The organism is Nonomuraea sp. NPDC052129, assembly GCF_040680095.1.
GTDB lineage: Bacteria > Actinomycetota > Actinomycetes > Streptosporangiales > Streptosporangiaceae > Nonomuraea.
In genome coordinates, this window is the sequence record NZ_JBFAVX010000027.1 from 71,921 (window position 1) to 90,065 (window position 18,145).

The 18,145-nt window shown below is 69.1% G+C and carries 23 protein-coding genes and 2 pseudogenes; 18 read left to right on the forward strand and 7 right to left on the reverse strand.

Going from position 1 to position 18,145, the window contains the following annotated elements:
• Positions 1–9 precede the first annotated feature (9 nt).
• The 6 genes from AB0L53_RS41460 (at position 10) to AB0L53_RS41485 (ending at position 4,224) form a co-directional block, all read left to right on the forward strand.
• On the forward strand, positions 10–168 hold the full coding sequence (locus tag AB0L53_RS41460) for a hypothetical protein (RefSeq protein ID WP_364006615.1): 159 nt from the start codon (positions 10–12) through the stop codon (positions 166–168).
• A 98-nt stretch (positions 169–266) separates the two neighbouring features.
• Complete coding sequence (locus AB0L53_RS41465) at positions 267–779, forward strand: hypothetical protein (RefSeq protein ID WP_364006618.1); 513 nt, start codon at positions 267–269, stop codon at positions 777–779.
• Positions 776–2,620: an ABC transporter ATP-binding protein gene (locus tag AB0L53_RS41470; protein ID WP_364006621.1), complete on the forward strand. Its 1,845-nt coding sequence runs from the start codon at positions 776–778 to the stop codon at positions 2,618–2,620. Before AB0L53_RS41465 ends, AB0L53_RS41470 begins: the two co-directional genes overlap by 4 nt.
• Positions 2,617–3,159, forward strand: coding sequence for a S26 family signal peptidase (locus tag AB0L53_RS41475; RefSeq protein WP_364006624.1), 543 nt, complete (start codon positions 2,617–2,619; stop codon positions 3,157–3,159). Before AB0L53_RS41470 ends, AB0L53_RS41475 begins: the two co-directional genes overlap by 4 nt.
• 85 nt (positions 3,160–3,244) lie before the next feature.
• Positions 3,245–3,523 carry a hypothetical protein gene (locus tag AB0L53_RS41480; protein WP_364006627.1) on the forward strand — a complete coding sequence of 93 codons (279 nt, stop codon included), beginning with the start codon at positions 3,245–3,247 and terminating at the stop codon, positions 3,521–3,523.
• Between the two features lie 134 nt (positions 3,524–3,657).
• The gene (locus AB0L53_RS41485) at positions 3,658–4,224 is read left to right on the forward strand and encodes an aldo/keto reductase (RefSeq protein ID WP_364006630.1); all 567 of its coding nucleotides are present in this window, start codon (positions 3,658–3,660) and stop codon (positions 4,222–4,224) included.
• 54 nt (positions 4,225–4,278) lie between these two features.
• On the opposite strand, the gene AB0L53_RS41490 is transcribed toward AB0L53_RS41485, so the two are convergent.
• Positions 4,279–5,109 (reverse strand): AraC family transcriptional regulator, encoded by an 831-nt coding sequence (locus tag AB0L53_RS41490; RefSeq protein ID WP_364006633.1) that lies wholly within the window; start codon positions 5,107–5,109, stop codon positions 4,279–4,281.
• Between the two features lie 234 nt (positions 5,110–5,343).
• On the opposite strand from AB0L53_RS41490, the gene AB0L53_RS41495 reads away from it, so the two are divergent.
• The 9 genes and pseudogenes from AB0L53_RS41495 (at position 5,344) to AB0L53_RS41535 (ending at position 9,839) form a co-directional block, all read left to right on the forward strand.
• Entirely contained in the window at positions 5,344–5,739 is a 396-nt protein-coding gene (locus AB0L53_RS41495) for an MmcQ/YjbR family DNA-binding protein (protein ID WP_358342377.1), read from the forward strand.
• Positions 5,736–6,104 (forward strand): MmcQ/YjbR family DNA-binding protein, encoded by a 369-nt coding sequence (locus AB0L53_RS41500; RefSeq protein ID WP_358342375.1) that lies wholly within the window; start codon positions 5,736–5,738, stop codon positions 6,102–6,104. Before AB0L53_RS41495 ends, AB0L53_RS41500 begins: the two co-directional genes overlap by 4 nt.
• Positions 6,105–6,409: 305 nt before the next feature.
• Entirely contained in the window at positions 6,410–6,526 is a 117-nt protein-coding gene (locus AB0L53_RS41505; RefSeq protein WP_364006868.1) for a hypothetical protein, read from the forward strand.
• A 72-nt stretch (positions 6,527–6,598) separates the two neighbouring features.
• Positions 6,599–7,354 carry an SDR family oxidoreductase gene (locus tag AB0L53_RS41510; protein WP_358342374.1) on the forward strand — a complete coding sequence of 252 codons (756 nt, stop codon included), beginning with the start codon at positions 6,599–6,601 and terminating at the stop codon, positions 7,352–7,354.
• A 40-nt stretch (positions 7,355–7,394) separates the two neighbouring features.
• On the forward strand, positions 7,395–8,087 hold the full coding sequence (locus tag AB0L53_RS41515; RefSeq protein WP_358342372.1) for a TetR/AcrR family transcriptional regulator: 693 nt from the start codon (positions 7,395–7,397) through the stop codon (positions 8,085–8,087).
• Positions 8,088–8,276: 189 nt separating this feature from the next.
• Entirely contained in the window at positions 8,277–8,414 is a 138-nt protein-coding gene (locus AB0L53_RS41520; protein WP_364006638.1) for a hypothetical protein, read from the forward strand.
• Positions 8,411–8,965 (forward strand): Tn3 family transposase, encoded by a 555-nt coding sequence (locus AB0L53_RS41525; protein ID WP_364006641.1) that lies wholly within the window; start codon positions 8,411–8,413, stop codon positions 8,963–8,965. The genes AB0L53_RS41520 and AB0L53_RS41525 overlap by 4 nt, the downstream gene beginning before the upstream one ends.
• 247 nt (positions 8,966–9,212) lie before the next feature.
• Positions 9,213–9,530: pseudogene (locus tag AB0L53_RS41530) on the forward strand (recombinase family protein).
• Between the two features lie 36 nt (positions 9,531–9,566).
• The gene (locus AB0L53_RS41535; RefSeq protein ID WP_364006644.1) at positions 9,567–9,839 is read left to right on the forward strand and encodes a helix-turn-helix domain-containing protein; all 273 of its coding nucleotides are present in this window, start codon (positions 9,567–9,569) and stop codon (positions 9,837–9,839) included.
• A gap of 116 nt (positions 9,840–9,955) precedes the next feature.
• On the opposite strand, the gene AB0L53_RS41540 is transcribed toward AB0L53_RS41535, so the two are convergent.
• Entirely contained in the window at positions 9,956–10,906 is a 951-nt protein-coding gene (locus tag AB0L53_RS41540; protein ID WP_364006647.1) for a helix-turn-helix transcriptional regulator, read from the reverse strand.
• Between the two features lie 238 nt (positions 10,907–11,144).
• Between AB0L53_RS41540 and AB0L53_RS41545 the strand changes: the two genes are divergently transcribed.
• From AB0L53_RS41545 to AB0L53_RS41555, 3 genes and pseudogenes are all read left to right on the forward strand, one after another.
• Complete coding sequence (locus AB0L53_RS41545; protein WP_364006650.1) at positions 11,145–11,990, forward strand: SDR family oxidoreductase; 846 nt, start codon at positions 11,145–11,147, stop codon at positions 11,988–11,990.
• Positions 11,991–12,064: 74 nt separating this feature from the next.
• Positions 12,065–12,295 (forward strand): annotated as a pseudogene (locus AB0L53_RS41550) (nitroreductase/quinone reductase family protein); the annotation flags it as partial.
• A gap of 157 nt (positions 12,296–12,452) precedes the next feature.
• Positions 12,453–13,433 carry an aldo/keto reductase gene (locus AB0L53_RS41555; protein ID WP_364006653.1) on the forward strand — a complete coding sequence of 327 codons (981 nt, stop codon included), beginning with the start codon at positions 12,453–12,455 and terminating at the stop codon, positions 13,431–13,433.
• A gap of 1,034 nt (positions 13,434–14,467) precedes the next feature.
• Here AB0L53_RS41555 and AB0L53_RS41560 read toward each other — a convergent pair.
• The 5 genes from AB0L53_RS41560 to AB0L53_RS41580 form a co-directional block, all read right to left on the reverse strand.
• Positions 14,468–15,760: a cytochrome P450 gene (locus AB0L53_RS41560; protein ID WP_364006656.1), complete on the reverse strand. Its 1,293-nt coding sequence runs from the start codon at positions 15,758–15,760 to the stop codon at positions 14,468–14,470.
• Between the two features lie 45 nt (positions 15,761–15,805).
• Positions 15,806–16,114, reverse strand: a complete 309-nt coding sequence (locus AB0L53_RS41565) for a hypothetical protein (protein WP_364006659.1) — start codon at positions 16,112–16,114, stop codon at positions 15,806–15,808.
• Positions 16,115–16,142: 28 nt separating this feature from the next.
• The gene (locus tag AB0L53_RS41570) at positions 16,143–16,601 is read right to left on the reverse strand and encodes a DUF6294 family protein (RefSeq protein ID WP_364006662.1); all 459 of its coding nucleotides are present in this window, start codon (positions 16,599–16,601) and stop codon (positions 16,143–16,145) included.
• Positions 16,602–16,727: 126 nt separating this feature from the next.
• The gene (locus AB0L53_RS41575; RefSeq protein WP_364006665.1) at positions 16,728–16,952 is read right to left on the reverse strand and encodes a LuxR C-terminal-related transcriptional regulator; all 225 of its coding nucleotides are present in this window, start codon (positions 16,950–16,952) and stop codon (positions 16,728–16,730) included.
• Positions 16,850–18,139: a hypothetical protein gene (locus AB0L53_RS41580; protein WP_364006668.1), complete on the reverse strand. Its 1,290-nt coding sequence runs from the start codon at positions 18,137–18,139 to the stop codon at positions 16,850–16,852. The genes AB0L53_RS41575 and AB0L53_RS41580 overlap by 103 nt, the downstream gene beginning before the upstream one ends.
• Between the last annotated feature and the right edge of the window lie 6 nt (positions 18,140–18,145).

Consider the following 18,145-nt stretch of genomic DNA (forward strand, 5'->3'; position numbering starts at 1 on the left):
GACGACATCATGATGGGTCTCGTAGATCGTCTGCTTGCACGCCTCGCCCACAAGGTGAGCGTGGAAGCCGCCTGCACCAACACCTACTACTGCAAGAACGGGGTCAAGTACCTCCGTGCTTGCTGCCTCGACCAGGGGTGCCAGACGATCAAGGTCGGCACCTGCTGACGCGGTCGGCATAGCGTCCGCGGGCGGCGGCCGGCCGCCGCCCGCTCACCGATCGCCTCCTTCGACGACATCGTCGATCTCTTCGTGAGGAACCCCTGATGCCCTACCTGACCGCCGCTGTCGTGCTCATCGGCGTGCTGTGCGTGTTGAACCTGCTGCTCACCCTGAGCCTTGTCCGCCGCATACGACAGCTGGGCGAGGGAAACGTCCAGCATGCCGGACCCCCCATCGCGCTGGGTCCCGGCTCACCCATCGGCGAGTTCGCCGCCGTCACCGTCGACGGCGAGCCGGTGTCCCACGACTCGGTCGCCGGACTGGTCGGGTTCTTCTCCGCCGGATGCGAACCCTGCCACAAGCTCATCCCCCAGTTCGTGGCGCACGCCCGCGCCCTGGGACGGCAGAACGTGCTGGCGGCGGTCGCCGGGGACGAGGCCGACATGGTGGCAGCACTCACGCCGGTGGCCCGGGTGCTCGAGGAGGACTTCGACGGCCCGGTGGCCGGCGCGTTCCAGAACACATGGACGCCGGCGGTCTATCTTCTCGGCTCCGATCACCGCGTCGTCGCCGCGGGCGGCCGCCTGGAGGACCTGCCTGTCGCGTCGCCGGCATGAGCGGCGGCCAGGCCGACGTGCCGGGCGCGCGCAGCCGGGCCGGACTGCGGGACCTGGTCTCGGCAGCGGTGGAGGCCGTGTCGCTGGCCTGGCGGTCAGCCTCAGCAGGGGTGGCCGGCTATGCCGTCGTGACGCTCGCCGGGGCGGCGGCCCCGATCGCCACCGCATGGCTCACCAAATCGGTCATCGACCGGCTGGCCACCTCCGACGGCGCGGTCGCGGGGCTCGCGCTCGGGCTCGCGGCCGCGGGTCTGTCGGCCGCCGCGCTTCCGGGAATCGGGCGCTACCTGCGCGCTCAGACCGGCCGCCGCGCGGGAGCCGCCGCGACCGACCGGCTCTTCGAGGCGGCCGAGCGGCAAGTCGGTCTAAGGCGTTTCGAGGATCCGGTGTTCCTCGACCGGCTGCGGCTGGCGCAGGAGGGCGCCGGGAGCACGGCCGATCTCGTCAGCGGATTGTGCGGAAGCCTGCACGGCGCCTTGTCCCTCATCGGGTTCGTGGGGTCCCTGCTGATCCTCAGTCCCGTCATGACCGCGCTGGTGCTGCTGGCCGCCATCCCGGCGCTGGTCGCCGAACTGCTCCTGTCACGCAGGCGGGCCGCCATGCAGTGGGAGACGGAGCAGATACACCGCCGCGAGTTCTTCTACAGCCGGCTGCTCACCGGCGTGCAGGCCGCCGTGGAGATCCGGCTGTTCGGCATCGGCGCCTTCCTTCGCGCACGGATGATGAGCGAGCGGCGCGAGGCCGACGCCGCGGAGAGCCAGATGGACCGCCGGGAACTGCTCACTCAGGGCGGGCTGACCGTACTGAGCGCGGCCGTCGCGGGCGCCGGGCTGTGGTGGGCGATCATGGCCGCCCGTCAGGGCTCGCTCAGCGTCGGCGACGTCGCCATGTTCGTCGCGGCCGTCGGCGGTGTGCAGGCCGCGCTGGACACGCTGGTCTCCTCGATCGCGTCCTTCCACCAGCAGCTCCTCACCTTCTCTCATTACCTCGCGGTGATCAGGGCCGAGCCTGATCTGCCGAGCGTGACGCAGGGAACGGCTCCCGTGCTGCGCCGGGGCCTGGAGCTGCGAGATGTCTGGTTTCGCTACGACGACGATCACCCGTGGGTGCTGCGCGGCGTCGATCTGACGATTCCCCACGGCCGTTCGGTCGCCCTCGTCGGGTTGAACGGCGCGGGCAAGAGCACCCTCATCAAGCTCGTGTGCAGGATGTACGATCCGACGCGCGGCCAGATCCTGTGGGACGGCGTGGATCTGCGGGACATCCCGCCTCCCGCGCTCCGCGAGCGGATCAGCGCCGTGTTCCAGGACCACATGAACTTCGACATGTCCGCCGCCGAGAACATCGGGCTCGGCGACCTGCCCGCCCTGGACGAGCCGGCCCGAATCAGAGACGCGGCCGTTCGCGCGGGAGTGCACGAGACACTCTCGGGGCTGCCGCGCGGCTACGACACGCTGCTCACGCGCATGTTCTTCTCCGAGGCGGACAAGGGCGATCCGGAAACGGGGGTGGTGCTTTCGGGCGGGCAGTGGCAGCGCTTGGCGCTGGCCAGGGCTCTTGTCCGCGATGGCAGGGATCTGATGATCCTCGACGAGCCCAGCTCCGGCCTCGACCCGGAGGCCGAGCACGAGGTCCACACCCGTATTCGGGAGTACCGGCAGGGCCGTACGAGCCTGCTGATCTCCCACCGGCTCAGTGCCGTTCGCGATGCCGACCTCATCGCCGTACTCCACGATGGGCGGATCGCCGAGTGGGGACCGCACGAGGCGCTGCTGTCCGCGGACGGTCACTACGCTCGCCTGTTTCGGCTCCAGGCGGCGGGATACCAGGAGGCTCGATGACGGGGAGCGGGTTGTTCTCTTTGGCAGGCGGCGTGCTGGCGCTGGGAGCCTGGCTGTGGTGGATCCGCCGACGCTACCTGGTGGCCACCGTTGACGGGCCGAGCATGGAACCCACCCTGCGTTCCGGGGACATGCTGCTCGTCCGCAGGACGAGGCGGGTCCACGCGGGTCAGATCGTGGTCATCCGGATCGACGATCCACCGCCCATCGACGGGCTGCCACCGGGTCTCGAACCGGGTGGCGAGGAGGAGTTGCCGGAGAAGCCGGATCATCCCGGTTGGCGGTTGCTTGTGAAACGGGCGGTCGCGGTTGCCGGAGATCCCGTACCGAGACAGGGCTTTCCGGCCTTTCGCGACGCACCCGAGACCATCGTGCCGCGGCATGCCCTGATCGTGCGGGGCGACAATCCGGACACCAGCTGGGACTCCCGGGACTTCGGCTTCGTGCGAGGCGAGGAGTTCGTCGGTGTGATGGTGCGCCGCCTGGCACAGCCTCGGAGCACCGGCGCGAACCCGAGCCGAGTGGCGCCGCTCGAGTAAGGCCTGCCAGTAGGAGCGGAACGGCCAACCGGGCTTAGTGTCACATGTTTTGACGCCATGGGCCTGACCAGGGCAGGCTTGCCCGATGGCGGATTCTGAGGGTGTGGCGTTCCTGCGTGCTGATATCGATCGTTTTTGCTGGGAGATCGTTGATCTCGCGCCCGCGCTGCGGCTGCGGCGGCTGTCGGAGCTGCGCGCGATGCTGGAGCAGGTGACCGGCGCGGCATTGATCGCGGCGATGGCGGACGCGCGGGGTGAGGGATGGGGCCTGCGCAAGATCGGCACGAGTGCCGGGATCTCGCATGAGCAGGTGCGCCGGATGCTCGCCGAGGGCTTTCCGGTTCGGGAGCATCCGGCGCGCTGAACGCGAGGGGCTACTCGGCAGGCGGGGGTGTGCGCAGCGGCCTCAGCTGTCCGTCGCGGACCAGGTCGGGCAAGGAGAAACTGTAGCGGCCGAGCATGTTGAAATGCTCAAAGCCCAAGGGGGAGAGTCGGGCGATGTCGATCGCCGAGGGCAAGGTGAAGTACTTCGGCCTGAGCAACGTCGGCCCCCAGTACATTCGCCGCGCCCACGCCGTCACCCCGGTCTCCGTGCTCCAGTACGAGTACTCGCTCTTCGAGCGGGAGGTGGAGGAGAAGATCCCTCCCGTTCTGCGGGAACTCGGCATCGGCCTGGTGCCCTACTCCCCGCTCGGCCGCGGCTTCCTCGCCGGCCAGGTCAAGCCCGCGAGCGAGTACGCCGCGGACGACATGCGCAGCTGGGACGAGCGTTGGCAGGGCGAGAACTACACGTACAACGTGCACGCCATCGAACAGCTCAAGAATCTGGCCGACACCAGGGGCATCACTACCGCCCAGCTCGCGCTGGCCTGGTTGCTCGCCCAGGGCGAGGACATCGCGCCCATTCCCGGCACCCGCAGCACCAAGCGCCTTGAGGAGAACGCCGGCGCCGTCGACGTCCAGCTCTCGGCCGCCGATCTGGCCCGCATCACTGAGATCCTTCCTCACGGCTCGGCAGGCAGCCGCTACCCCGCTGCGATGCTGTCCAGCTTCACCACAGACTGACCGCGCCGGGAGTCATCGCCTCCCGACGGGCAAGGGGCCTCCGCCGCGTTTCCGTCACGCGTCGGTCCTCACTGCGCGGGCCGCGAAGGCGGCCGGGGTGAGGCCGGTGCGGTCGCGGAAGAAGCGGCCGAAGTTCGCGGGATCGGTGAAGCCGAGGTGGACGGCCACGGCCCGGGCATCCCACCGGGCAGCTCCCAGCAGGCGCCGGGCTTCCAGGAGGCGCCGCTCGTCGATGAGCTCGCGTACTCCCTTGCCGGTGACGTCCCGGGCGGCGCGGCTGAGGGTGCGGACCGAGCAGCCGAGCAACTCGGCGTAGTCCGCGGCTTGGTGCAGCTCGCGAAAGTGCAGCTCCAAGGCGTCCAGGAAGCGCCCGTACCTGTGGGCGCGGCCGGTGCCGGCCGTGGCCGTGCCGATGGGGGCGATGCCCGGGGAGTTGGCCAGGCGCAGCAGCAGCGACTCGAGCAGGCTGCGCCGCAGGGCGTGGTGGATGTCGAGGGGGCGCCGCCCCAGTGCGCGATGTTCGTCCAGGAGCTGGAGTGCCGTCTGCTGGAGCCAGGCGGCGTCGTCGGGGTGCGGGCTGAGCACGGCAGGGGCCTCGTGCGCGGTGAGCGGGGCCAGGAGACGGGCGAGGTCGGGCCGCAGCACGTCCGGTTCGAACAGGATGAACGGGCCGCGGGCCGCGCCGGGCGGATGCCAGCGCTGCGCGTGCCCGGGACGCACCCACAGCCACTGGCCGGGGGCGACGGTCCGCGTGACGTGGTCGACGTCGTGCCGCAGCTCACCCTCGGTGATCGCGATGAGGTAGTGGAAGGTGGCACGGCCCGGACGGGGCGGGTTCCACGGCCAGTCGTCGTGCTGGGCGAAGAAGTCCTCGATGGTACTCACCTCAAGGCCGTAGGGAGTACCGACCGGGGGCTGGAAACCGTACAGCGGAACCGCGGCTGGTCCGGCCTGCCCGCTCGGCCCGGAGTGTCGCTTGTCGACCATCACGTGTCCGCAGCCTACCGCCCTTCCGGTCGGCTTCGGCGGAAGGATGGGACGTGCCACCGCGCCCGCGCGGCGCGCCCTCCGCCTCCTTCGATGCCACAGTCCGTCACCACCTGAGAAGGCTCACCACCCATGAACGGATCGGCCCTGCACAAGACCGCCGCCGACTGCGCGGAGGAACTCCCCGGAGCCCAGCTGGAGCACCCCTTCGGCCCCGCCTGGGAGGTCTACAAGGTACGCGGCAAGGTGTTCATGCTGATGACCGAAGTCCCGGGGCGGCCCGTCGTGATCCTCAAGGCGGACCCCGGCGAGGCCCACGCCCTGCGGGAGCAGTACAGCCACATCACCCCCGGCTACCACATGAACAAGAAGCACTGGATCACCCTGGAGAGCGGAGAAGGCGTCGACAATGAGCTCGTCAGGGAGCTCGTCACCGACTCCTACCGGCTCGTCGTCGCCCACCTGCCCAAGGCCGAGCAGCCCGTCGACCCGCACACCTACGGCATCGGCGCACGGGCGGCCCGGTGAACGCGGCCGGTGACCGGCTCCAGGACACCGCCCGTCAGGCGGCCCTGGCCCTCCCCGACGTCAGCCACGGATACCCCTTCACCCCGGGACTCGACGTGTACAAGGTCGCGGGCAAGGTGTTCCTGATCGTCACCGACGACCCGGACGAACAGATCATCACGGTCAAGTGCGAACCCGAACACGCCCGCGCGCAAGAACGCGGCTACGCCTCGATCACACCGGGCCGCTATCTCGACAAACGCCACTGGATCTCACTGGGGCCGGGACCCGGCATCACCGAGCGGCTGATCACCGACGCGATCGAGGATTCCTACGACCTGGTCGCCGGGCGGCTGCCGCGACGCGACCGCCCCAGTGCCCGATGAGCGCCGCGAGCTTCCCCGCGAACGGCGAGCCCTCGCTCGTCAGCGTCCCGTGCAAGGGCACGCCCCGTCCGCACACGCCCGCCTGCGACCCGAGAGACCGATGGAACCGACCGCAGTGATCCTGCCGCTCTTCGACGAGGAGCCCTCCCGGCCAGTCGCCGACCGCCTGCGCCCCGCAAAGCTGGAAGACGTCGCCGGGCAGGACCACCTCCTGGCCGCGGACGCCGCTGCTGGGCCCCCATGGTCGCCCAGCAGCGGCTCAGCTCCACCATCCTGCGGGGCCGCCCGGCGTCGGGAAGACCACCATCGCCCGGCTCCTCGCGGACGGCAGCGACATGGCCTTCGAGCCGGTGTCGGCCACCTTCTCCGGCGTGGCCGAACCGCTCCAGGCCACCGATGGTAAGTTGATCGACTTGCCTTAAGGATGGTGAGGGAGTTACCTTCAGGTGGTGAGTCCATCGACTTACCTTACGACTCGGCAAGGAACAATGAACATGAATCGTCTTGCGGGCAAGCGCGCCCTCATCACCGGCGGCACGAGTGGGATCGGTCTGGAGACCGCGCAGCGTTTTATCGCGGAGGGGGCCGACGTGCTGGTCACAGGCGTCACCCCGGCCAGCATCGACAAGGCGCGGCAGATCCTCGGGGACAAGGTGCCGGTGGTGCAGGCCGATGCGCGCGATCTCGATGCGCAGCGCGGCCTGGCGGAGCGGGTGCGTGAGCATTTCGGGGAACTGGACGTGGCGTTCCTGAACGCCGGCGTCTCGGACTGGCGGCCGTTCGAGGACCACACGGAGGACAGTTTCGACCGGCTCTTCGACATCAACGTCAAGAGCGTCTTCTTTCTCACACAGGCCCTGGTGCCCGTGCTGGCCAACCCGTCCTCGGTCATCCTCAACGCGTCCAGCAGCGCGCACGGCGGCTATGGTCAGTCGAACGCCTACGCCGCGACGAAGGCGGCTGTCGGCTCCCTGATGCGGTCGTGGAACGCGGACCTGCTCAGGTCGCACGGCATCCGGTTCAACGCGGTCAGTCCCGGCCCGGTGGACACCCCGCTGTACTCCAAGCTCGGGATCGAGGACCCCGCGCAGCAGACGGCGGTTCTGGAGGCGATCAGCTCCGGCATCCCGCTGGGTCGCATGGGTATGCCCGAGGAGGTCGCGGAAGCCGTCGTGTACCTGGCCTCCGATGTCTCCGCCTTCGCTGTGGGCCAGGACCTTATCCTGGACGGCGGCCAGACCGTCCTCTGACAGCGAGGATGCGGCTGGGAGACGGGCGAGGGGCGTGGGTATGTCGGTGGCGGACCGTGACCGAGCGGAAACCGGTGGCGATACGTGCCAGGCCGGGTATCACGCGCAGATCAAAGCGGAGAACCGCGCGCGCATCATCCGCGCCGCCCGCGACCTCTTCCTCGCCCGGGGATACGACAAGACCTCCCTGGCCCAGATCGCCAGGGAGGCCCGCGTCTCCACCGGCACCCTCTTCAAGCGGTACCCCTCCAAGGCTGCGCTGTTCGCGGCCGTCACCTCCGAACAGTGGCAGCTGGACGTGCAGTACGCCGAACCGCCCCCGCCCGGTGATCCCCGGTACGGTCTGGACCACATCGGCCGCGACTACGCTTGCTTGGTCTCGCGGCCCGGCACAGCGGCGCTGTGCCGCCTCATCATCACCGAACTTCCCCAGATGCCGGAACTCGCCGACATCGTCGGCACCGGCTTCGCCATCGACCGCGGACCCTTCTTCGACCGGCTCCGCGACTACCTGGACGCCGAAGCACAGGCCGGCACACTCGACTTCCGTTCGGCCGACGGACAGACACAGCCGGCATCCGCAGTGGCCGAACAGTTCCTCGGCATGATCTGCGGCCAGCTCCTGTGGCCTCAACTCGTACGGACCGACTTCGTCCCGCCCGACCCCACCGACACCACGATCGTGGACGAAGCCGTCGCCCTCATGCTCACCCGCTATCGCACCGGATCCTGAACCCCGGACTACCAGTTCACGCTGCCAGGACCCCGATACGTCGCCCTACCGGGACCGACAACGAATACGGGCGAGCGCGACCGGTCCTTCAGCAACCGACAGCGGCCGACAGCTGAGCTGGGACCGTGGCCTCCCGGTACTGCTGGCGTGCGCGCACGTCGGTAGTAGGCGCCGGCCCACACGCGCATCATGATCGAACCTGGCTTCGGCATCACCCGGTTGCTGAACGTGGACCTGCTGCCGCGCATCAAGCAGATCAACCGGGTCAAGCTCCACCAGGCCGACTACGGAGATCTGGCCGGTACGCGAACCTGGCGCCGGCGATGACCAGGTCGATCCGCGGGGACATCATCGCCAAGAACTATGACGAGGTCGTCAAGTACGCCACCGCGATCCGCACCCGCACCGCCTCCACCGAGGCCATCTTGTCGCGCTTCACCCACACCGCCCCGCACCCGGCCTACCAGGCGATGCTGGAGATCGGCCGGGCGGCGCGCACCACGTTCGTCGCCCGCTACTTATATGACCGCGACCTGCAGCGGGAGATCGAGGAAGGGCTGAACGTGGTCGAGGCGTGGAACCGCGCCGACTCGGTAATCTGCTACGGCCGCGGCGGCGAGATCTCCACCAACCGGCGCGACGAGGTAGAGATGACGGCCCTGTGTCTTAGGATCTTGCAGGCCTCGCTCGTCATGGTGAATGTCCTCATGCTTCAAGACGTCCTCGCCGACCCCGAGTGGACCGCCCTGCTCACCCCGGTCGACCAGCGCGGCCTGACCCCACTGTTCTGGCTGCACATCCGCCCCTACGGCGGGGTGCGCCTCGATCTGAGCGCCAGGTTGAGCATCGGTGCTCTTGGCTCTCTCGGCGGCGCATGACGGGCACCTTGTTGATCATGTTGAGAATCGATCGATTCTCAACACTGGCCCGAAGGCCTCTGCTTAAATCGCCGAGCATCCCGAAATCTGTCGGAAAACGTGTTGAGAAGTCGGAGTGTTCACCAACTTCGGCAGGACCCTTTTACCTGCACTTCTCGTTGTGGCGCCCCTTCCGGAAGATCCACTCGGCGTCCGGGACCACCGCCAGGTCGCCGAAGACCTGTTCGCCGCCGAACCGGACGTTCTCATGGGTGCGTTGATCGGGTACGCCCGGGTCTCGACCAAGGACCAGCTTCTGGACCGGCAGGCCCTGGCCCTCACCGCGGCCGGCTGTATCCGGATTTTTGCCGACAAGAAGTCCGGCAAGAACGTGGAGCGTGAGTAACTCTGGAAGGCATTGGACTACCTGCGTCCCGGCGACATCCTGGTCGTCCCGTCCCTGGACCGGCTCGGCCGGTCCCTTCAGGACCTGATCGCGATCGTCGCCGGCCTGCGCAAGCGCGGCGTCGGGTTCCGGTCCCTCAAAGAGGCCCTCGACACCACCACCCCGGGGCGGCCGGCCTGATCTTCCACGTGTTCGCCGCCCTGGCGGAGTTCATCCGTGAGCTTATCATCGAGGGCACCAAACGAGGGCCTGGCCGCCGCGAAGGCCCGCAGGCAGGGTCTCGGACGGCCGCCAGCGATGACGCCTGAGCAGGTCGGGCACGCCCGCGCCATGCTCACCCAGCCCGACGCAACCGTCTCCTCGATCGCTCGGCTACTCGGCGTCAGCCGCTCCACGATCTACAAGTATCTGCCCGAGCTCAGGCCCGACGGTCCAAAGGCCATCGAGATCCCGCTTGCACGGGTCGAGCTGGAAGCCCCTGGTGGGTGATGATTGAGCGCACCTGGCCGCCCGTGAGGTCATGGTCGCCTTGGGCACCTCGACATCGGCAAGGTCCACGAGGTCGGCCGGCGCCAGGTGCGGAGTGCGGTGCGCAGTGTCGGCGATCAGTCGGTTGTCTCGGCCGATTCGGGGTCGTTGGTCGGGGCGTGCTTGTCGATGGAGTCGTGGGTTGCGGCCCAGCTGGCCAGGAGATGCAGGGCGTCCTGGGTGGGTGAGGCGGGTTCGGCGGTGTAGGTGAGGAGGAACTGGCTGGGCTCGGCGCCCAGAGGGAAGGTCTCGAACGGCAGGTCGAGGTCGCCGACGACCGGGTGGTGGAGGAGCTTCACGCCAGTGGTGTGGATCCGGACGTTGTGGGCTGCCCAGCGGCGACGGAAATGCTCGCTGCGGGTGGACAGCTCGCCGATCAGGTCTGTGAGTCGCCTGTCGTACAGGTCGCGGCCAGCTTCGGCGCGGAGCATGGCGACGGTGTCGTTGGCGACCTTGTCCCAGTCGCGGAAGAACTCAGTCGCCTGCGGGTCGAGGAAGACGAACCTGGCGTTGTTGGGCGGCCGTACCGGGTCGGCGTAGACCGGGGAGAACAGGGCGCGCCCGAGAAGGTTAGTGGCCAGGATGTCCCCGCGTCCGTTGAGGATGAACGCGGGTGTGCCGGTCATGGAGTCCAGGACGCGCTGCACCGGGGGGCGGACGCGTTGCTGGACCGGGCGGCGGCGTGGTGGGCGGGTCGTGCCGGCACCGCGCAGGAGGTCGAGCAGGTGGATTCGTTCGGCCTCGTCGAGCTGTAGCGCTTGGGCGATGCCCTCGATGATGGTCTCGGAGACACCGGTGGCGTCGCCGCGTTCCAGCCGGGTGTAGTACTCGCTGGAGATGCCCGCGAGCAGGGCCACTTCCTCGCGGCGCAACCCGGTGACCCGCCGGCGCTCTCCGCCGTACACGGGCAGTCCGGCCTGCTCGGGGGTGACCTTGGCCCGTCGCGTGCCCAGGAATTCCCGGATCTCCGCCCGGAAATCACCACGAAAGTCGCGATTAGTGCCATAAGGGTTGTTTCTGCTCGCCATGTGCTCCACTCTACGAGCGCATCATTCTGCCCGGGGGTCCCTCTCAGTGACCCCCTCATCAAGGACTCCCACACTCCCGTGACAACGGGTTTTGTTGGTAGTGCGCCGCCCCGCGGCGGTGGGAATGGGCCGAATACGGCGCTTGTGCCGCTGGTTTCCAGCCTTCTGCGGCGCCGTCGGCCGCTGTGATCATCGAAATCACCCAGGTGCCCGATCAGGGCGCCTGAAAGGAAATCTCATGAGCAAGGTTATTTTTGTCACGGGTGCCGGACGCGGTCTCGGCACGGACATCGCCCGCGAGGCCCTCGCCGCGGGCCACCAGGTCGTCGCCACCGGCCGCCGCCCCGAAGAGGTCGAGAAGACCCTGGGCGGGCCGCAGGACAACCTGCTGGTCACCAAGCTGGACGTCACCAGCCTCGAGGACGCGCAGGCCGCCGCGCACGCCGCCGTCGACCGATTCGGCCGCATCGACGTCCTGGTCAACAACGCCGGGAACCTCTTCACCGGCTACTTCGAGGAGATCTCGCCCGCGCAGATGCGCCAGCAGTTCGAGACCAACCTCTTCGGACCCATGAACGTCACCCGCGCCGTCCTGCCGCTCATGCGCCGGCAGCGCGCCGGCCACGTCGTCACCATCACCTCGACCGCCGGCCTGGTCGGCATGGAATTCACCGCCGCCTACGCCGCCTCGAAGTTCGCAGAAGAGGGCTGGATGGAGTCCCTTCGCTACGACGTCGAGCCGTACAACATCCATACCACGGTCGTGGAACCCGGCTACTTCCGCACCGAACTCCTCGGGGACGGCTCCACCACCTGGCCCGAGCTGTCCATCGACGACTACACCCCGCGCACCGCCCCGAGGATCGAGGGCATGAGGAGCATGAACGGCCGGCAGCCCGGCGACCCCGCCAAACTCGCCCGCGCCCTGCTCACCATCGCCAACCAAGACAAGCCCCTGCAGCGCTTCGTCGCCGGCGCGGACGCCATCGAGGCCGCCCAGGCCAAAGCGAAGGAACTCCTCGCCCAGGCCGAGGCCTCCCGCGAGCTGGGCGGCAGCCTGGCCTACGACGATACCCAGGCCTGAGCAACACGCCCCACACCCCGGCCGAGGCGGAAACCGGGTGCATCTTCGACAGCATGGAGGTAGGCAACATGCCACCTGTCGTCATCCTGACCAACCTGGGCGCCAAAAGCGGCAAGATCCGCAAGTCCCCGCTCATGCGGGTGGAGCACGACGGCTCCTACGCCGTGGTCGCCTCCGCGGGAGGAGCCCCCACATAGTGGTGGGCTCGAGCCGTCGACGCGTTCCCGGACTATGCCGAATACCAGAAGAACACCGACCGCCAGATCCCGGTCTTCGTTTTGGAGCCGACGGCCGAGGAGCACTGACCCAGCTGACAGCGGCCAGTTCGAAATCCCCCACCGGCGCCAGCGGCGCGGGCCACCGAAGCACGGCCCTTTAGCGGGCGGACACCGCACTGGTCATGGCGCGCACAGGCCATGACCACCGACCGGGCCTGATTACCGCTACGACAAGGAGTACCTGATGAAGCACGTATCACTGGGCGGGCTTGATGTCTCCCGCATCGGCCTGGGAGCCATGACCATGGCCGGGACCTACACCACGGGCGGAGGGCTCGATGACGCCGAGTCGATCCGCACCATCCACCGGGCGCTGGAACTGGGGGTGACCCACATCGACACCGCCGAGATCTACGGCCCCTTCCACAGCGAGGAAATCGTCGGCAAAGCCATCAAAGGCCGACGCGACGACGTTGTTGTGGCGACGAAGTTCGGCCTGGTCTCCCACTCCGGCGGTGGCCCCGGCGTGATCGACAGCAGCGCCGACAACGTGAAGGTCGCGGTCGAAGGCTCGCTCAAGCGGCTCGGCACCGATCACATCGACCTCTACTTCCAGCACCGCGTCGACCCGAACACGCCCATTGAGGAGACCATCGGCGCGCTGGCCGAGCTGGTCGCCGAAGGCAAGGTGCGCCACATCGGACTCTCCGAGGCCAGCCCCGAGACGATCCGCCGGGCACACGCCGTGCATCCGGTGGCCGCGCTCCAGACGGAATACTCTCTGTGGACCCGCGACGTCGAGGCCGAGATCCTCCCCCTGCTGCGCGAGCTCGGCATCGGGTTCGTGCCCTACTCCCCGCTCGGCCACGGCCTGCTGACCGGGCAGATCCGCACCGTCGAGGACTTCACCGATGACGACTGGCGCAAGACCAACCCGCGGTTCACCGGCGAGAACTTCCAGCGCAACCTGCGCATCGTCGACGAAGTGCAGGCCATCGGCGCCGAGATCGGAGCCACCCCGGCACAGACCGCGCTGGCGTGGCTGCTGACCCGCGGCGACGACATCGCCCCGATCCCCGGAACCCGGCGGGTCTCGCGCGTCGAGGAAAACACCGCCGCCGACGGCATCGAACTCAGCGCCGCTCAGCTCGACCGTTTGAACAACCTCACGCCGGCCGAGGGCGAGCGCCATGACGAGGCGAACATGGCCAGCATCGATCGGTGACCGTCGGCGCCGCCAAGTTCGTGATCGACACCAGCCGCAACGGCAACGGCTCCAACGGCGAATGATGCAACCCGTCGGGCCGCAAGCTCGGCGCCACCACGCAGACCGGCGGCGGCGCCGAGATGCTGCTCTGGGTCAAGGTCCCGGTGGCTCGGACGGCAACTGCGGCATCGCGCCGAACGTGCCCGCCGGAACGTTCAGGCCGGACCTTGCCGTACGGCTGATCGACGGAATCTGACCAAAGCACGCACTTCACGAACGACTGGCCAGAGCGGCATGCCTGCCGCTCTGGGCTGGAGCACCCCTCCGGCGAGTCCCGCAGCGCCACGACATCGGCCAGGCGGTCGCCCCCCAACGCGACCGCCCTGGCCGCCTACCGGTGAAAGCCCGAGGTTAATCGAAATAGCAAGTGTGAACAGGGAAGGGTTTGTCCTACGGCACGTCGCACGCGCGGGCGCCCAAATAAGCCCCGCTGTCGGCCCTGAAGTGCACAACGACATAACCTCCCCACCACCAGTCGTTCAGCTTTCGGCAGCGCTGTTCGCGCCTGTCACCGTCGAGGTAGAGGTCGGGCGAGGAGACATAATCGCGGTTCTGGTTTATGCCGTTGATTGTGGCGGACCTGATGTCATAGTGCCCTTTCTCAACGCACACAGTGAGGGATTACCCCGTTGGAGAGAGTCGACTGCGAGTCCGCCGTCGCTGACGTGGCTGGTCCGGCGGCGAGAAGTCCGGACAGTCCAGCGGTCATCGCCAGAGCGGTCAGGACCCGCCCGGCGGCTTGTTTCATCGAGTGGAGCGGCATAAAGACCTCCATGCCTTGGGGGCAGGACGCTGAGGATTTCGGCGCATCCCGTTAACGTCGATAAGTATGCCGGACCGCGGCTTGGCGGAAAATTGACAGTTCGTAGACGACGGCATTCGCGCGCCGATTCAGCTCATAAATTAGATAATATTTGGCGGGAATCGCGGCGCAATGCGTACAGGCAGTGGCCGGCGGGGGCGTGGGGGATCGGCCACGTGTCCATGGCGGCTCAGCCAAGCGACCGATCTTCAGCCGGTTCCATGAGGGTCAGCGCGCCCGCCGGCTTGAGCAGCCCGCCGAACTCCGGGGCGCCGTGTCGTACCTGGAGACGGTAGTCGCGCGCCAGCAGCGACGTCAGCGCCATGAGCTGGATCTTGGCCAGCGGGGAGCCGGGACAGCCGCGCGGGCCCGCGCCGAACGGGAGGTAGCGGCCGCGTTTGGGCGTCTGGTGCCAGCGTTGCGGTGAGAACGCCTCCGGGTCGTCCCACCAGCGGGGATCGCGATGGATGAGGTAGGTGCAGACCATCACCTGCTGGCCGGTGTCCAGGGCGTACGGCCCCAGCCGCGTGGGTCGCAACGCCGTACGGCTGAGCATCCACTGGGGCGGATGGAGGCGCAGCACCTCGCGCAGGAAGCCGTCGGCGAGCGGGAGTGCGCGCGCGCCGACGGCCTGGCCGATCGAGAGGGGCCCGGCCGCCTCGTCGGCGATCTCCGCTGCGAGTTCCGGGTGCTCGGCCAGCCGGAGGGTGAGCCAGGAGGAGGCGGCGCCGGGGACGCCGGGCGCGGTGAAGACCACCAGGCGCACCGCCGCCGCGACGTCGGTGTCGTTGTCGCTGATGCGGAGCAGCTCGTCGAGCAGGTCGCGCGAGTGGGGCGGCGGGGTGGCGGCGCGGCGGCCGGCGATCTCCTCCTTGATCAGGGCGCGCAGGGCCTCGTTGGCCTGGATGGCCTTCTTGGCGGCCGGGCGTGGGAGCCAGCGGACGCGGACCTCGCCGATCTCCAGGATCTTCAGAATTCCGTAGAAGGCCGCGAGGGAGGCGTCCGCGATCTCGGTGACGCGGGAGTCTCGAGTGCCGCCGCCGAAGCAGAACCAGGCCGTGGCCGTGCCGCAGATCGCGGTGGTGGTGGTGAACAGGTCGGTGGAGCGGCCCGCGTGGGCGCGGAGCTGGTCGCTCAGCTCGGCCACCTGGCGGTCGATGCGCTCCGGCGTGAGATGGTTGACCATCGCGCGGCTGGCCAGTCGGCGGCGGCGCATCAACACAGGCAGGCGGGCCTCCTGCGCGGCTCGCGCCCGGCGGCTGACCACGATCGCGTTGTCGAGCATGTACGTGTCGTTGGTCTGCGTGAAGATCTGCTGGGCGGCATCAGGGTCGAGGACGACGACGGCGTGGGGAGCCAGGCGGATGATGTCGCCGTAGTCCGCCTGGTTGGTACGCAGCCAGGACATGCGGTCGCGCTCGTAGGCGGGGAGTTGGCCGACCAGCCACTGTCCGCGAGGGCCTGGGATTCCGGTCTCGGTCATACCAACCTCGGGGGAGCGCGGGTGGGGCGGCGCGAGGCCGCGGTGCTAGACGCGGGCGATGATCTCCAGCACGAACGGCGCGGCGACGACGAGGACGGCGATGACGATCAGCAGCGCGATCACGTTGCCGACGAAGCTCGACCGGCCGGAGCGGCGCGCCAGCCGCGCCGAGTCCTGAGTGGATCGGCGCGCCCACTGGGCCGCCCTGGCCGCGTTCTGGTTGGCGTTCTGCTGGCCCACCCCGGCCCATGCGCCGGCCCCCCACATCACCTCGGCGGATGCGGTCAGGGTCGCGGCGAGGCAGAGCATCGCCGAGGCCAGCAGCCCCAGCCCGCCGAGCGCCCGCGCTCTCATGTTCGTCGTCAGGGCCGGCGGTGCGGGCTCAGCAGTGCTTGCTCAGCGACATGTGCTTGATGAGCGGGAACAGGCCGGGGTCGAACTCCGCCTCGGTGTCCTTGATCTGCCACCGGTACGGCTCGGTGTGGCTGGGCATGTTCATGACGAACTTCGTCAGGTTCGTGGGGTTGGAGCGGGTGTGTCGCAGCCAGCCGAGCACGGCGCCGTTCTCGTCCTTGATCTTCGCCCACATCAGCCAGGCGTCGCCGTCATCACTGCTGGTGACCGTGCCGTCGAAGGAGGCCTTGCCGGTGGAGGTCAAGGTCCATCGGGCACCCGAGAACATCGTGCAGTCGCCCGCCCGCATCGTTCCGAAGTAGAAGGTCTTGGTGGCCAGGGCGGTGGTGCCCTGCGCGTGGGCGGTTCCGGTGGTGGCGAAGGTCAGCCCCGCGAGCAGGGCCGCAGCGGTCGATATGGCGCCCAGCGTCCTTCGGGTACCGCGCATGGGGTCGTCCTTTCCTGAAGGTGGCTCGTCGATCAGTCACCCTCAGGGTGCGCGGTACCGTGTCCCGTCGTCATGGGTCCCGGGTCCCGGTCGATCCGGGAGGTTGTTCCCGGGCGAAAGAGGCCTTCAGGAGGATTCGGGTGCTCCGCCGAGTCCCGCCTCGCGGGCCCGTACGATCGCCGCGGGCCGGTCGGCCAGCTGCAACTTGGTCAGTACGTTGGAGACGTGGTTGCGCACGGTCTTGCCGCTCACGCCGAGGCGCCGCGCGATCGCCGTGTTGTCCAGGCCCCGCGCGACCAGCCCGAGCACCTCATGTTCCCGCTCGGTGAGCTGCGGGAACGGGGAGGCCACGACGGCCTTGGAGAAGTGCGCGAGCAGCCGCGTCGCCACACCGGCGCCGAAGACGGCCTCGCCGCGGGCGACCGCGCGGACCGTGGCCGTGATCTCCTCAGGGCCGGCGCCCTTGAGCGCGTAGCCGTGGGCGCCGGCCCGCAGGGCGGCCAGGCCGCCGGGTGGCGCTCGCCCGCGCCGTCCACCAGGTCGATCGCGACGTACGGCACGCGTAACGACCGGGCCACGGTCTCCACGATCGCCGGTAGCATCTCGGCGGGCAGCAGCACCGCCTGCAGCCGTGTCCTGAGGCGGGTCAGCGCGCCCTCCGGGTCGTGGCGGTCGCCGTACATCACCCGGTTGACGGTGCTCTGCGCCGCGTTGCGCAGCGGTGCCAGCGCGAGCGCCGCACTGGCCGCGGCGAGCGCGGCGGCCACGGTGCCCGACAGCCGCAGCACGCTGACCAGGAGCGCGACCACGGCCGCGTACCCGGCGACCAGGATCGCGACCATGGTGGCGTACACCAGCGAGCGGTTGGCCAGCCTCTCGACGTTGAACAGGCGGTGGCGGCGCAGCGCGACCCCGATCCCGGCCACGAACGGCAGTCCCGACAGGCCGAGCGCGCCCCACGGCAGCGGCTGCGTTCCGGTGATCAGTTCCGGCAGGTGCCAGCCCGCGATGCGGAGTACGGCCGCGGCCGCGCCGCCGCCCAGCATCCAGCGCGTCCGCCCGCGCATCAGCGGATCCGGGTTGCCGCGATAGCTGATCGCGCCCCAGACCGTCCCGGCCGCCAGTACCAGCGCCACCACCGCCGTCTGACCGCTGTGCAGCAGGCCGAGCCACCGCAGCGCGTCAGGCGCCATCAGCGCCGCGACCCCGCTCCACGCGACCATCGCGGCCAGGGGCGCGGCGTACGCGACGGCGATCGTCTTCCGGGTACGGGGCGACAGAGGCTGGCGAGCCGTGAACGCGAGCACGAAGGCCAGGAACGCTCCCCAGCCGATGGAGTACGACACGATCGCGTTGATGTGGAACAGCCAGAGCTGAGGGCCGCCGGTGGCCAGCGCGAGTACGGGCAGTCCGACGGCGACGGTGAGCGTGCTGCCCAGCAGCCCGGCAGCGAGCACGAGCAGCGGGGCCGTCGCGGGCGCCTCGGGCCGCCGCAGGTACAGGGCGGCCGCCAGCCCCGCCAGCGCCAGGACGAACACGAGATT

Bases quoted from the DNA above. Each gene is read 5' to 3' on its own strand.
- AB0L53_RS41545 (WP_364006650.1), top strand. From the start codon at position 11,145: ATGAGCAAGGTTATTTTTGTCACGGGTGCCGGACGCGGTCTCGGCACG.
- AB0L53_RS41480 (WP_364006627.1), top strand. From the start codon at position 3,245: ATGGCGGATTCTGAGGGTGTGGCGTTCCTGCGTGCTGATATCGATCGT.
- AB0L53_RS41495 (WP_358342377.1), top strand. From the start codon at position 5,344: ATGAACGGATCGGCCCTGCACAAGACCGCCGCCGACTGCGCGGAGGAA.
- AB0L53_RS41525 (WP_364006641.1), top strand. From the start codon at position 8,411: ATGACCAGGTCGATCCGCGGGGACATCATCGCCAAGAACTATGACGAG.
- AB0L53_RS41560 (WP_364006656.1), bottom strand. From the start codon at position 15,760: ATGACCGAGACCGGAATCCCAGGCCCTCGCGGACAGTGGCTGGTCGGC.
- AB0L53_RS41515 (WP_358342372.1), top strand. From the start codon at position 7,395: ATGTCGGTGGCGGACCGTGACCGAGCGGAAACCGGTGGCGATACGTGC.
- AB0L53_RS41520 (WP_364006638.1), top strand. From the start codon at position 8,277: ATGATCGAACCTGGCTTCGGCATCACCCGGTTGCTGAACGTGGACCTG.
- AB0L53_RS41540 (WP_364006647.1), bottom strand. From the start codon at position 10,906: ATGGCGAGCAGAAACAACCCTTATGGCACTAATCGCGACTTTCGTGGT.
- AB0L53_RS41510 (WP_358342374.1), top strand. From the start codon at position 6,599: ATGAATCGTCTTGCGGGCAAGCGCGCCCTCATCACCGGCGGCACGAGT.
- AB0L53_RS41460 (WP_364006615.1), top strand. From the start codon at position 10: ATGATGGGTCTCGTAGATCGTCTGCTTGCACGCCTCGCCCACAAGGTG.
- AB0L53_RS41475 (WP_364006624.1), top strand. From the start codon at position 2,617: ATGACGGGGAGCGGGTTGTTCTCTTTGGCAGGCGGCGTGCTGGCGCTG.
- AB0L53_RS41570 (WP_364006662.1), bottom strand. From the start codon at position 16,601: ATGCGCGGTACCCGAAGGACGCTGGGCGCCATATCGACCGCTGCGGCC.
- AB0L53_RS41470 (WP_364006621.1), top strand. From the start codon at position 776: ATGAGCGGCGGCCAGGCCGACGTGCCGGGCGCGCGCAGCCGGGCCGGA.
- AB0L53_RS41565 (WP_364006659.1), bottom strand. From the start codon at position 16,114: ATGAGAGCGCGGGCGCTCGGCGGGCTGGGGCTGCTGGCCTCGGCGATG.
- AB0L53_RS41555 (WP_364006653.1), top strand. From the start codon at position 12,453: ATGAAGCACGTATCACTGGGCGGGCTTGATGTCTCCCGCATCGGCCTG.
- AB0L53_RS41465 (WP_364006618.1), top strand. From the start codon at position 267: ATGCCCTACCTGACCGCCGCTGTCGTGCTCATCGGCGTGCTGTGCGTG.
- AB0L53_RS41485 (WP_364006630.1), top strand. From the start codon at position 3,658: ATGTCGATCGCCGAGGGCAAGGTGAAGTACTTCGGCCTGAGCAACGTC.